We start from the raw sequence: 13,105 nt of genomic DNA, 5'->3' as shown, positions 1-13,105 counted from the left end.
GCTCACCTCGAGATCCTGAAACCAGCCCCTGTGCCGCAACGGCACAACGGGCGCAACGACAGGGTGGCCGAGGTCCTTCTCGCGCCGCGTTAGCGATACCAGACAGGGGTCATCCTCGATGCCGAGTGCCTTACTGCAACCTGAATTGATCGGCGCCGTTCGCGAGATTCCCGCGCTGCGTCTCCCGTCGCCGGACCTGTTCGCCCGGCGGGCAGGGCGTGCGAGGGCCTTGGCCGAGGGCCACGACCTGGGGGCTTTCCTCCGCTTTGCCGCAGTCCTCGCCGAGGCGCAGCAAGATGTTTTGGACCGGTCGACGGCCTCGGGTCGTGACTTGCGCGCACTCCTGGATCAATGTCGGATCGGCGGGATGCCGCCCTTGGCGCATCCGGGCTGGCAACCCGATCCGCACTGGGCCGCACTTGCTCGGAGTCTTGCCGAACACCTGACCGCGGCGTCGCCCGATCTATTGCCCGATCAGGCGAAGGCCGCCTGCGCGCGCATCCTAGCCTCCGGGGATGTCTGGCTGGCGGAGCAGGGTCACCTGCTGCTGGATCCGGACGCCACCGAGCTGCCCGATCTCGCCTGCGCACCCTTGATCGGCGCTGCAATGCAGGTCGCCTGGACCTCGCAGGCCGCGCGCCTGAACCCGGATGATGTCGGACCGCCCGCCGGTGCCGGTCTTTGCCCGGTTTGCGCTAGTCCGCCGGTTGCCTCCATCGTGCGCGTCGGCGGTGCCGAGGACGGTGCTCGCTATCTGCATTGCGGACTCTGCGCCAGCGAGTGGCGTTTGGTGCGCAGTCAATGCAGCCAATGCAACAACAGCCGGGGCATCACCTATTTGGGCCTCGAGTCCCGGGGCGAGGCGGTCAAGGCCGAAGCCTGTCCCGAGTGTCGCAGCTACCTGAAGATCTGCAGGATGGACAAGGATCTCGGGGTCGATCCGTGGGCCGACGATCTGGCAACCATGGCCCTGGATTGGCTGGTGGATCAGGAGGGGTTTACCCGGGCGGGCATCAACTTCATGATGATCCAACCCGAGGCCCCGGCGACTTCCGCCTAGTCCGGCCGGCCCCAGCCTCTCGTCCCTCTAAGGATCGTCTTTCTTGGATAGCCTACCCGCGCACCAGCGTCCCCCGTCCGTCGATCGTATCCTGGGCTGGCCCGCGCTCGTCCCGCTGTTGGCCGAGTACGGCCGGCCGGCCGTGCTCGCGGAGGTGCGTACGCAGCTCGCCGAATGGCGTGGCGGCCCCGGCGATGGTTGGCCGGCCGACGATGTCTTTGCCCAGCATCCGTTCGCGGCCGGGTTGGCGGCAGCTCTGGCACGCAGCCATGCCCCGCGGCTGCGTCGGGTCTTCAATCTCACGGGGACCGTGCTGCATACCAATCTCGGGCGGGCTAATCTGCCGGAGGAGGCAATCGAGGCCCTGACGTCGGCGGCACGCGAGCCCTGCGCACTGGAGTACGACCTGGACGACGGACGCCGCGGCGACCGGGACCGGGTCGTCGAGGGCTGGCTCCGGGAGCTGACCGGGGCCGAGGCGGCTACCGTCGTCAACAACAATGCTGCGGCGGTGTTTCTGTTGCTCAACAGCCTGGCGTCGCGCAAAGAGGTGATCGTCTCGCGCGGCGAGCTGGTGGAGATCGGCGGCGCCTTCCGTATCCCGGACATCATGACGCGCGCCGGTGCGCGTCTCAAAGAGGTCGGCACCACCAACCGTACCCACACTCACGACTATGCGGATGCCCTGGGTCCCCGCACGGGCTTGCTGATGCGGGTGCACACCAGCAATTTCGCGATCCAAGGGTTCACTGCCCGGGTGTCCGAGGTCGAGCTGGCCCGCATCGCCCGGGGGCACGGCGTCCCCTTCGCCGTGGATCTGGGCAGCGGGACACTGGTGGACCTGGCGCGCTTCGGCCTGCCCGCGGAACCGACGCCGCAGGCTGCTTTGCGCCAGGGTGCAGATCTGGTCACCTTCAGCGGCGACAAGCTTCTCGGCGGTCCGCAGGCCGGGATCCTGGTCGGGCGTGCCGACCTGATCGCCCGGATCAAGAAAAACCCGCTCAAGCGGGTCCTGCGGGTGGGCAAGATTACTCTTGCGGCCCTCGAGGCCGTCCTGCGGCTTTATCGAGATCCCGAGCGTTTGCCCGAGCGGTTGCCGACGCTGCGACTGCTGACCCGTACGGCCGAGGAGATCGCGGCGCAGGTGGAGCGGCTGCTGCCCTCCATGCAGCAGGCCCTGAGTGGTTGGCCGTTGGCCTTGAGCAGCGAGCCGACCGGGAGTCAGATCGGCAGCGGTGCGCTGCCCCTGGAGCGGCTCCCGAGCCGGGCGATCGCCGTACGTGCGCCTCGCCGGCAGTCTGCGGTGCTGCGCGAGCTGGAGGCGGCTCTGCGCGGCCTGCCGACCCCGGTCATCGGGAGGCTCGAGGGCGGTGTCCTCTTCCTCGACCTGCGCTGCCTGGACGACGAAGCGGGCTTTTGCGCCCAGCTCGCCGGGTTGTGCCGGCCATGATCGTCGGAACGGCCGGACATATCGACCACGGCAAGACCGCACTGGTGCGGGCGCTGACCGGCGTGGACACGGACCGGCTGCCCGAGGAAAAGGCCCGCGGCATCACGCTGGAGCTGGGCTACGCGTATCAGTCGCGCGAGACCGGCGGGATTCTGGGCTTCATCGACGTCCCCGGTCACGAGCGACTGGTGCACACCATGGTCGCCGGTGCGACCGGGATCGACTTCGTCCTTTTGGTGGTCGCCGCAGACGACGGGCCGATGCCGCAGACGCGCGAGCACTTGCAGGTCTTGGATTTGCTGGGCCTGGAATGCGGTGCGGTCGCCCTGACCAAGACCGACCGAGTCTCGGCGCAGCGTCTCGCCGAGGTCGAAGTCGATGTGCGGGGTCTCTTGAGCCGGACCGGTCTGGCCGCCGCTCCTCTGTTCCCGGTCAGCGTTGTCACGGGAGAGGGAGTCGCCGACCTGCGCACCCATCTGCATGCCGCCGTCCCGCCGCGCTCGGACCGCATCGACGACCGGCGGTTTCGCCTCGCGGTGGATCGTGCCTTTACCCTGTCCGGTACCGGAATCGTCGTCACCGGTACCGTCCATAGCGGCCATGTGCGACCGGGCGACCTGCTGCGACTGACCCCGTCGGGCCGCGAGGCACGAATCCGGGGTCTGCATGCGCAGAACGAACCCGCCGAGATCGGAGTCGCCGGTCAACGCTGTGCTCTGAACCTGGCCGGCTCCGAGCTCCATCACACCGAGATCCGGCGCGGGGAGTGGGTCGTCGCGCCGGATCTGCATCTCCCGACTCGGCGTTTCGACGCGCGCCTCCGCGTTCTGCCCGATGCCGCCCGGGCCCTGCGTCACTGGACGCCGGTGCACTGTCACCTCGGTGCCGCGCACCTGACCGGCCGGGTCGCCGTCCTGGAGGGCGATGTCATCGAGCCAGGCGGTATCGGGTTGGTCCAGCTGGTGCTCGACGAACCGGTCGGCGCCTTGCGCGGGGATCGTTTTATCCTGCGGGATCAATCCGCCCGGCAGACCTTGGGCGGCGGGCGCGTCCTGGATCCCGAGCCGCCGACCCGCGGGCGACGCCGGCCGCAGCGGCTCGCCTTGCTCGGTGCCTTCGCCGAACCCGAGGTGACGACGGCCGTCGCGCGTGCCCTGCCGCTGGCCAACGAGGGCCTCGGCCTTGACCGACTGGCCCGACACTGGAACCTGGATCCCGCGACCTTGGCCGACCTCGCCGCTTTGCCCGAGACGGTCGCCGTCGGTGCGTCCGCCGGCGGCATGCTCTTCTCGGTCGACGTCTGGCAGGCGTGGCAAGCGCGGATCCTGCAGACACTGGCCGAGGAGCACGAGAAGGCCCCGGAACGACTCGGGCCGGATCGCGAACGCCTGCGCCGGATGGCGGCACCCCGCTTGGCACGTCCGGAGTTTGCTGCCCTGTCGGACGCCTTGATCCGTTCCGGGCGGCTCATGCGCAGCGGCCCCTACATGCATCTGCCGGATCACGCCGTGCGCCTGTCTCCGGAGGCGGAGCGTCTGTGGCGCGAGCGGATCTTCCCGCAGCTCGACGCACAGCCCTTCAACCCGCCGCGCGTGCGGGATCTTGCCGGTGCGCTCGGCAGCGACGAAAATGCGATCCGTCGATTGCTCAAGCAGCTCGCCGGCATGGGCGAGGTCTTTCAGGTGGCGCACGACCATTTCTTCACGCGCTCGGCGGTCGCGCACATGTCGACGCTGGCGCGCGACCTGCAGGAGCGCGAGGGTGCCGCCCGGGCTGCGGCCTTCCGCGATGCCCTGGGTATCGGGCGCAAGGTCGCGATCCAGATCCTCGAGTTCTTCGACCGCATCGGCTACTGTCGCCGCATCGGCGACGAGCATCGGGTGTTTCGCGACAGCCTGTTGGATCTGGATGCGCCTTCGAGCAGCAGGCCGACGACCGATCACGCTCGATAGATATCGATTTTGGAAGGGCTTCGCTATCCGGTGAGGCGGCCGGACTTCAAATCCGGTTGGGGCCGTCAGGCGGTCCCGGGTGGGTTCGACTCCCACGCCCTTCCGCCATTTGTCCTGGCTGCCGCCTTGGGAGGTGAGCGGTCGGCTCTGTCGCCGGTCCGGCGCGGAACCCTGATCCTCGCCATTGTCCCATGGAGGCCAGCGCGCCATGTCGCCGTCCGCAACCGCCCATTCCGATTCCATTGATCCCGGCCCCGCCGAGCCGATTCGCCTGACAACCCTGTCGCACGGCGGCGGCTGCGGCTGCAAGATCTCGCCCAAGATTCTGGCGGAGGCCCTGCGTGGGGTCTCCACCGGCTTTGCGCATCCCGACCTCCTCGTCGGCAGCGCCACCGCGGACGATGCCGCCGTGCTGCGCCTGACCGACGACCTGGCCCTGGTCGCGACGACCGATTTCTTCATGCCGATCGTCGACGACCCGTACGATTTCGGGCGCATCGCTGCCACCAACGCCATCTCGGACATCTATGCGATGGGCGCCACGCCCGTCTTGGCCCTGTCGATCGTCGGGATGCCGATCGATCGCCTGCCGCTGTCGGTGATCCGACGTATCCTGGATGGCGGGGCGTCGGTCTGCGCCGAGGCCGGGATCGCACTCGCCGGCGGGCACTCGATCGACGCACCCGAGCCCATCTACGGTCTGGCCGTGATGGGCACCGTCCATCCCGATCGGCTGAAATCCAATGCGACCGCCCGGGAAGGCGACTGCCTGGTGCTCGGCAAACCGCTCGGTATCGGCATATTGAGCGCGGTGCTGAAGAAGGGGCTCCTCGACGCCGCCGGCTATCGGCGCATGCTCGATCTGACCACCCGCCTGAACCGGCCCGGCACCACCTTCGCCGCCTGGCCCGAGGTGCACGCCATGACCGACGTCACCGGCTTCGGACTCCTGGGCCATCTGCTCGAGGTCTGTCGTGCATCGCGGACCGGGGCACGGCTGCACTTCGCCGACATCCCCATGATCGAGCAGTCGGTCGCCTTCGCTCGCGAGGGTCATGGTCCGGGCGCCATCGAGCGCAATTGGGACAGCTACGGCGCGGAGGTGACCCTCGCCCCCGACCTGCCGCACTGGGCATTGCGGCTGCTCTGCGATGCCCAGACCAGTGGCGGACTCCTGGTCGCCTGCGCACCCGATGCCGTCGAGGCGGTGATCGCACGGTTCCGCCGCGACGGATTCGAGGAGGCCGCCAAGATCGGCGAGCTGATCGACGGCGCAGGCGGTGTAACCGTCTCCTGATGCACGTCGGCCGAGCCGCATTCCCTGGGTCTGAATGATCTCCGCGTGTCCGATATGCAGCCTTCGGAGGTTGCCGCGTGTTCCGTCACCGGTCCGGTGCAGTCCATGCCGTTCAACCATCAACAGATAGAATTCGAAGGAGTGACCATGACGATCGATCGACGCGATTTCTTGAAAGGCGGCATCGGTGCCGCTGCAGCTGCGGTCCTACCGGTCCCGCTCGCCCATGCGGTGGCACCTGTCGCGCCAACCCTGATTACAGGCCGGATGTCGGCACTGCTGCCGAGGTCGCAGGCAACGCGGGTCGTGGTCTGCGGGGGTGGTTGGGGAGGACTGACCGCAGCGAAGTACCTGAAACAGGAAGCCCCGACGCTCGACGTCGTGCTGTTGGAGCGCAATCCGATCTTCTTTTCCTGTCCGATGAGCAACAAGTGGCTGGTCGACCTGCTCGACACCTCCTTCTTGACGCACGATTACCTGACCCCGGCGGCCCGGCACGGGTATCGATTCATCCAGACCGAGATCATGGGCATCGAGCGCGACCGCAAACGGGTCGCTACCTCCCACGGTTATCTGGATTACGACTATCTGATCCTGTCGCCCGGCATCCGCAACAATTATGGGGCCTGGTTCGGAGATGACCTGGATGCCGCCTATCATACTCGGATCCACTTTCCGTCCGCCTACATCCCGAGCGCGGAGCATCTGACGCTCAAACAGAAGATCAAGTCATTCAAGGGGGGAACCCTGGTGATGACGTTGCCGCCTCCGCCGCATCGTTGTCCGCCCTCGCCGTACGAGCGGGCCTGCCTTCTCGCTTGGTACTTCAAGCGCAACAAGGTGCCGGCCCGGATCGTCATTCTCGACCCGAAGGATGGGATCCGCCCCATCGGTCCAGGCTTCAAGGCGGCTTTCGACGAGTTGTATCCTGACATCATCACCCATGTACCGAATGCGCGGGTCGAGTCGATGGACCCCTATGCGAAGCGCATCAAGACCACCGCCGGTGAATGGGAGTTCGAGGACGCGATCCTGATGGTCCCGCACCAAGCCGGCGAGCTGGTCTGGATGGCGGACCTGATCGCGCGGGGCGAAGATGGCCGGCCGCTCGGCTGGGCCGACGTGGATCCACTCCAACTCGTGGCCCGCAATGACCCGGACGTCTATGTCGTTGGCGATGCCGTCGGGGTCGTGTCCCCGCTGTTCCAGCACTATCCCAAGAGCGGCCACGTCGCGAATCGACTGGCACGCATCGTCGCCAAATCGATCGCTGCCCGGGCCGTCGGCCGGGAGCCAGACCCTGGTCTGCCGGACAACCTCTGCTTCATGTGGGTCAAGGGTGATCCGCAAGAGGCGATTGCCGTCGAGTTCGAGTATTCGATGGAGGCGGACCTGATCGTCCAGAAACAGATCGACCTCAATGACCGGAGCCCGGATCTGGTGGCCCGCGACTTCGAGTGGGTCGGCGGCATGTATCAAGATCTGTTCGGCTAGGTGCCCTTTAGAGCCGCGTCCGACGACCGGCGGCGGGAGTGCGAGCGACCCGCGATCGACTCAAATATCGAACGCGCTGCCCCCGCCGGCCAGGGTCCGCTCCACCACCGCGCGCGTGAGATGTGGAGCGAACCGCTCGATGAAGGCGTACACATAACCCCTAAGCCAGGCGTTCTTGCGGATGCCGATGCGGGTGGTGCTCGAATCGAAGAGATGTGCGGCGTCCAGCATGCCTAAGCCGGTATCCAGGCTCGCATCGTAGGCCATGCGGGCCAGGATCCCGATGCCGAGTCCCATGCGGACGTAGGTCTTGATGACGTCGGCGTCGGACGCGCTCAGCACCACCCGGGGCTTGAGGCCGCGGGCCAGGAAGGCGCGGTTGATTTGGCCGCGGCCGGTGAAGGCGCTGTCGTAGGTCACGATCGGCCAACGCGCGACCTGCTCCAGGGTCAGCGCCTGCGTCTGCAGAATCGGATGGCCCAAGGGTGCGACGATGCAGCGATTCCACTGATAGCAGGGGAGCATCAGCAGCGTCTCGTAGTCCGCGATCGCCTCGGTGGCGATGGCGAGATCGGCGTCGCCTGCCAAGACCATCTCGCAGATCTGTCTCGGTGTGCCCTGGTGGAGCGAGAGTCGGACCCCGGGGTAATCCTCGATGAAGCGGCGAATCGCCTCGGGCAAGACATAGCGGGCTTGGGTGTGCGTGGTGGCGATGGCCAATCGACCGGCGGTCTCGTCGCTGAATTCCTTGCCGACCCGGCGCAGATTGTCCAGATCCCCCAGCATGCGTGCCGCGATCGCCAAGACTTGGCGACCCGGCTCGGTTACCTCCACGAGGCGCTTGCCGTGGCGGACGAAGATGTCCACCCCGAGCTCGGTTTCGAGCTGTCGGATCTGTTTGGAGACGCCTGGTTGGGAGGTGAAGAGCGCTTCGGCGGCCTCCGAGACGTTGAGCCCGTGGCGGACGACCTCCTGAATGTAGCGCAGCTGCTGCAGGTTCATCTGGATTTTCGAATAACAAATAACCGATCGCTATATCAATCTAACTTTAAATTCCTTCTGTGGCAAAAAACGACTCGCTAGGATGTCGTCGATACGCCGCTCGGGCCGGCTAAAGTCAGACGGCCCGCGGCATCCCGACAATCAGACCATCGAGACAGCGAGTGCCGCTATGGACCGAGACGACGACGAGCAACGGAGGATGAACGATCGGGTGGCCGAGTTTGTCGCCCAGATCCGGCGTTTTCGCGCCGGGGAGCTGACGGAGGACGCGTTTCGTCCGCTGCGCCTGCAGAACGGACTCTATGTCATGCGGGAAGCGCCCATGCTGCGGATCGGCATTCCCTACGGCGTGCTGTCGAGCGTCCAGCTGCGTCGTCTCGCCCGGATCGCCCGCACCTACGACCGTGGTTACGGCCACTTCACGACACGCCAGAACTTTCAGCTCAATTGGGTCGCGTTCGAGGATGTTCCCGAAATTTTGGTCGAGTTGGCCGCGGTGCGGTTGTACAGCGTACGCACCTCCGGCAACTGCATCCGCAACATTACCTCCGACCCCTTCGCCGGGGTCGCCGCCGACGAGCGGATCGATCCGCGCCCCTGGTGCGAGATCCTTCGCCGCTGGAGCCGGCTCCACCCGGATTTCGGTCGACTCCCGCGCAAGCTGAAGATCGCGGTCACGGGTGCGCAGCAGGACCGGGCGCTGATCCGGGTGCACGACATCGGACTCGAGATCCTGACGAACGATCTCGGGGAGACGGGTTTCCGAGTCTTGGTCGGTGGCGGCCTGGGCCGTAACCCTGCGCTCGCCCAGGAGCTGGAGCCTTTCCTGCCTTGGCGTCATCTGGTGAGCTTCTGCGAGGCCATCGTGCGCGTCTACGATCGTCACGGGCGCCGCGACGACCCCTATAAGGCCCGTCTTAAAACCCTGGTCGGCGCGCTCGGAATGGCCGAGCTCAGGCACTTGGTGATGCAGGAGTGGGCGCGGCTCGCGGATGGCCCCTTGACCCTGACCGATGCCGATCTCGAGCGGGTCGGATCGCGGTTCCCCGAGCCCCCCTATCAGGACCGGCCCGAGGACGATGTCGCGCACCGACGCCGGCTCTCGGGCAACCCCGCGTTCGCGACCTGGGTGCGCCGGAACACCCATCCGCACCGGCGTCCCGGATATGCGATCGTGACCCTCTCGACGAAGCACGCGGAGACGGCCTCGGGCGATCTGTCCGCAGACCAGATGGAGCAGGTAGCCGACTGGGCCGATGACTACAGCTTCGGCGAGGTGCGCGTCACGCACGAGCAGAATCTGGTCTTGCCGCATGTGCGCAAGCGCGATCTCTATACCTTATGGGAGGCCGCCCGTGCGGCAGGCTTGGCGTCGCCCAATCGCGGCCTGCTCACGGACATCATCGCCTGCCCGGGCGGGCGATATTGCGACCTGGCCAAGGCCGATTCGATCGGCCTCGCACAAGCCATCCAGGCCCGCTTTGCCGACCCAGGCGTCGCGCAGGACATCGGCGAGCTTGCACTCAATGTCTCGGGGTGCGTGAACGGCTGCGCGCATCATGCCGTCGCCCACATCGGCATCCGCGGCGTGGAGAAGAACGATCGTGCTTGCTATCAGATCAGCATCGGCGGGGATGCGGGTTACGCGGCAGGTTTCGGCACGGTCATCGGCCCGGGCTTGGCCGGCGAGGAGGTCCCGGCGGCCGTCGAGCGGTTGATCGGGACCTATCTGAGCCACCGTCGCGGCGGCGAGCGCTTCGTCGAGACCCGGGAGCGCCTCGGCACCGAGCCTTTTCGTAACTCCGTTTACGGCGAGGAGCAACCGATCGCCAAGGTCGCCAACGGTTGAGCTCTGGACGGAAGGTTGGAATGCCCGCGGGCGCGGTCCGAGCCGGACCTGATAGACTCGAAGCCCTGTATCCCCCACCCCGAGCATCCCGTCCCGTCGATCGGACATGCCCGGAGGACCCATCCGCGATCCTCTTTGCCACCGGCCTTGGTTAGGACTCGATGACGACTCTCACACACCTGCAACGTCTGGAATCCGAAAGCATCCACATCATGCGCGAGGTGGTCGCCGAGGTGGAGCGCCCCGTGATGCTCTACTCGGTCGGCAAGGATTCCGCCGTCATGCTCCACCTGGCCAAGAAGGCCTTCTATCCGTCCACACCGCCCTTTCCGCTCCTGCATGTGGATACCACCTGGAAATTCCAGGACATGTACCGGCTGCGCGAGAAGGCGGCGCGCGATGCGGGGATGGAGCTGCTCGTCCATCAAAACCCGGAGGCGCTCGCGCGCGGCATCAACCCCTTCGATCACGGCTCCCTGCACACCGATCTCTGGAAGACCGAAGGGCTGAAGCAGGCGCTCGACCAATACGGCTTCGATGCGGCCTTCGGCGGCGCGCGGCGCGACGAAGAAAAGAGCCGTGCCAAGGAGCGCGTCTTCTCGTTCCGCTCGGCCAATCACCGCTGGGATCCGAAGAATCAGCGCCCCGAGCTCTGGAAGCTCTACAACGCCCGCAAGGCCAAGGGCGAGAGCATCCGTGTCTTCCCGCTTTCCAACTGGACCGAGCTCGATATCTGGCAATACATCCATCTCGAGCAGATCGAGATCGTCCCGCTCTATCTCAGTGCCCCGCGTCCGAGCGTGATCCGCGATGGCTTGATTTTGATGGTCGATGACCATCGCTTCCCCTTGGCGGACGGCGAAGAGGTCCGCATGCGCTCGATCCGCTTCCGCACGCTCGGCTGCTATCCGCTGACGGGCGCGGTCGAGAGCCAGGCCACGACCCTGACCGAGGTCATCCAGGAGATGCTGCTCACCACGACCTCCGAGCGCCAAGGCCGCGCCATCGATCACGACCAGTCCGCCAGCATGGAAAAGAAAAAGCAGGAGGGGTACTTCTGATGGCCAGCGACATCTACAAGACCGACGAGCTGATTGCGCGCGATATCGATGCCTATCTGGAGAAGCATCAGCACAAGACGATGCTGCGCTTCATCACTTGCGGCAGCGTGGACGACGGCAAATCGACACTCATCGGCCGACTCCTCTACGACAGCAAGATGATCTTCGAGGACCAGCTCGCCGTGCTCGAAGCGGATTCCAAGCGCGTCGGGACCCAGGGTCAGGAGATCGATTTCGCCTTGCTGGTCGACGGCCTGGCCGCCGAGCGCGAGCAGGGCATCACCATCGATGTCGCTTATCGCTTCTTTGCGACCGACCGGCGCAAATTCATCGTCGCGGACACGCCCGGCCACGAGCAGTACACACGCAACATGGTGACCGGCGCCTCGACTGCGGACCTTGCGGTCATCCTGATCGACGCGCGCAAGGGCGTGCTGACCCAGACACGGCGCCACAGCTATCTGGCCCATTTGGTCGGGATCCGCAACATCGTGCTCGCGATCAACAAGATGGATCTGGTCGACTACGACCGGGCCAGATACGGCGCCATCATCGGCGACTACCGTGCCTTCGCGGACCAGATCGGGATCGACGGCTTTCAGGCGATCCCGATCTCGGGTCTGAAGGGCGACAACATCACGTCCAAGAGCGACGCCACGCCCTGGTATGAAGGCCCGACCCTGCTCGAGTATCTGGAGACGGTCGAGATCGACCAGACCCGGATGATCGAGCGGCCGTTTCGCATGGCGGTGCAATGGGTCAACCGTCCGAACCTGGACTTCCGCGGCTTCTCGGGCCAGATCGCGAGCGGGCGCGTCAAGCCGGGCGACGCCGTGCGCATCCTGCCCGGCAGCACCACATCCACCGTCGCGCGCATCGTCACCCTGGACGGCGATCTGAGCGAGGCCGGCGCAGGCCAATCGGTCACCCTGACGCTGGCCGACGAGATCGACTGCTCGCGCGGCCAAGTCATCACCCCGGCCGACCAGCCGCTCGAGGTGGCCGATCAGTTCGAGGCGACCATCGTCTGGATGGCGCAAGAGCCGATGATCCCGGGTCGCGCCTACATCATGAAGATCGGCACGACGCAGGCGACGGTCACGGTGACCGACGAGAAGTACCAGGTCAACGTCAACACCATGGCCCACGAGCCGGGCAAGACCTTGGCGCTGAACGGCATCGCCGTGTGCAACATCGCCACGAGCAAGGCGATCCCGTTCGAGCCCTACGCCGAGAATCCGGACCTGGGCGGCTTCATCCTGATCGACCGGCTGAACAACGCGACCGTCGGCGCCGGCATGATCCATTTTGCCCTGCGACGCAGCCACAATCTGCCCTGGCAGACGATCGACGTGGACCGCACCGCCCATGCCGCCATCAAGAATCAGGAGCCACGACTGCTCTGGCTCACCGGGCTGTCGGGCTCGGGCAAGACGACCATCGCCAACCTGGTGGAGAAGAAGCTGCACGCCATGGGGCGCCACACCTTTCTGCTGGACGGCACCAACGTCCGTCAGGGGCTGAACAAGGATCTGGGGTTCACCGATGCCGACCGGGTCGAGAACATCCGACGCATCGGCGAGGTGGCCAAGCTGATGACCGACGCCGGGCTGATCGTCTTGACGGCCTTCATCTCGCCCTTTCGCAGCGAACGGCGCATGGTCCGGCAGCTCTTCCCGAAAGGCGAGTTCGTGGAGATCTTCATCGATACGCCGATCGAGGTGGCCGAGCGCCGCGATCAAAAGGGTCTCTACGAGCAGGCGCGTCGCGGCGATCTGAAGAACTTCACCGGCATCGACAGCGCCTACGAGCCGCCCGAGGCACCCGAGATCCACATCGATACGACCCGGCTCTCGGCCGAGGAGGCGGCGGAGGCGATTATCGAGTCCTTGTCGATGTCGCTGCAATCGGGGAGTGCGCCCATCCGTTGAGGCCGCGTA

The 13,105-nt window shown here is 66.1% G+C and carries 9 protein-coding genes and 1 tRNA gene; 9 read left to right on the top strand and 1 reads right to left on the bottom strand.

What is annotated here, in order from left to right; genetic code table 11:
* Positions 1–118 precede the first annotated feature (118 nt).
* The 6 genes from fdhE to BDD21_RS23250 all read left to right on the top strand — a co-directional run bounded on the left by fdhE (position 119) and on the right by BDD21_RS23250 (position 7,253).
* Positions 119–1,060 (top strand): formate dehydrogenase accessory protein FdhE, encoded by a 942-nt coding sequence (fdhE, locus tag BDD21_RS23275; protein WP_120799198.1) that lies wholly within the window; start codon positions 119–121, stop codon positions 1,058–1,060.
* Positions 1,061–1,103: 43 nt separating this feature from the next.
* The gene (selA, locus tag BDD21_RS23270; RefSeq protein WP_120799197.1) at positions 1,104–2,510 is read left to right on the top strand and encodes an L-seryl-tRNA(Sec) selenium transferase; all 1,407 of its coding nucleotides are present in this window, start codon (positions 1,104–1,106) and stop codon (positions 2,508–2,510) included.
* The gene (gene selB / locus BDD21_RS23265) at positions 2,507–4,462 is read left to right on the top strand and encodes a selenocysteine-specific translation elongation factor (protein ID WP_120800090.1); all 1,956 of its coding nucleotides are present in this window, start codon (positions 2,507–2,509) and stop codon (positions 4,460–4,462) included. Before selA ends, selB begins: the two co-directional genes overlap by 4 nt.
* Before the next feature lie 11 nt (positions 4,463–4,473).
* Positions 4,474–4,570, top strand: a tRNA-Sec gene (locus BDD21_RS23260).
* Between the two features lie 100 nt (positions 4,571–4,670).
* Positions 4,671–5,759, top strand: coding sequence for a selenide, water dikinase SelD (gene selD / locus BDD21_RS23255; RefSeq protein ID WP_120799196.1), 1,089 nt, complete (start codon positions 4,671–4,673; stop codon positions 5,757–5,759).
* A gap of 147 nt (positions 5,760–5,906) precedes the next feature.
* Complete coding sequence (locus BDD21_RS23250) at positions 5,907–7,253, top strand: NAD(P)/FAD-dependent oxidoreductase (RefSeq protein WP_211335141.1); 1,347 nt, start codon at positions 5,907–5,909, stop codon at positions 7,251–7,253.
* Between the two features lie 60 nt (positions 7,254–7,313).
* On the opposite strand, the gene cysB is transcribed toward BDD21_RS23250, so the two are convergent.
* A complete protein-coding gene (gene cysB, locus BDD21_RS23245) occupies positions 7,314–8,255 on the bottom strand; it encodes an HTH-type transcriptional regulator CysB (protein ID WP_120799195.1) in 942 nt (313 codons plus the stop codon).
* A gap of 199 nt (positions 8,256–8,454) precedes the next feature.
* Between cysB and BDD21_RS23240 the strand changes: the two genes are divergently transcribed.
* The 3 genes from BDD21_RS23240 to cysN all read left to right on the top strand — a co-directional run bounded on the left by BDD21_RS23240 (position 8,455) and on the right by cysN (position 13,096).
* A complete protein-coding gene (locus BDD21_RS23240; RefSeq protein ID WP_245969767.1) occupies positions 8,455–10,104 on the top strand; it encodes a nitrite/sulfite reductase in 1,650 nt (549 codons plus the stop codon).
* A 161-nt stretch (positions 10,105–10,265) separates the two neighbouring features.
* Entirely contained in the window at positions 10,266–11,165 is a 900-nt protein-coding gene (gene cysD, locus BDD21_RS23235) for a sulfate adenylyltransferase subunit CysD (protein ID WP_120799193.1), read from the top strand.
* A complete protein-coding gene (gene cysN, locus BDD21_RS23230; RefSeq protein ID WP_120799192.1) occupies positions 11,165–13,096 on the top strand; it encodes a sulfate adenylyltransferase subunit CysN in 1,932 nt (643 codons plus the stop codon). Before cysD ends, cysN begins: the two co-directional genes overlap by 1 nt.
* Positions 13,097–13,105: the final 9 nt, after the last annotated feature.

The sequence above is a fragment of the Thiocapsa rosea genome (genome assembly GCF_003634315.1).
Lineage (GTDB): Bacteria > Pseudomonadota > Gammaproteobacteria > Chromatiales > Chromatiaceae > Thiocapsa > Thiocapsa rosea.
Note: the sequence above shows the minus strand (reverse complement) of the source record. Positions and strands in the feature narration are given on the sequence as shown.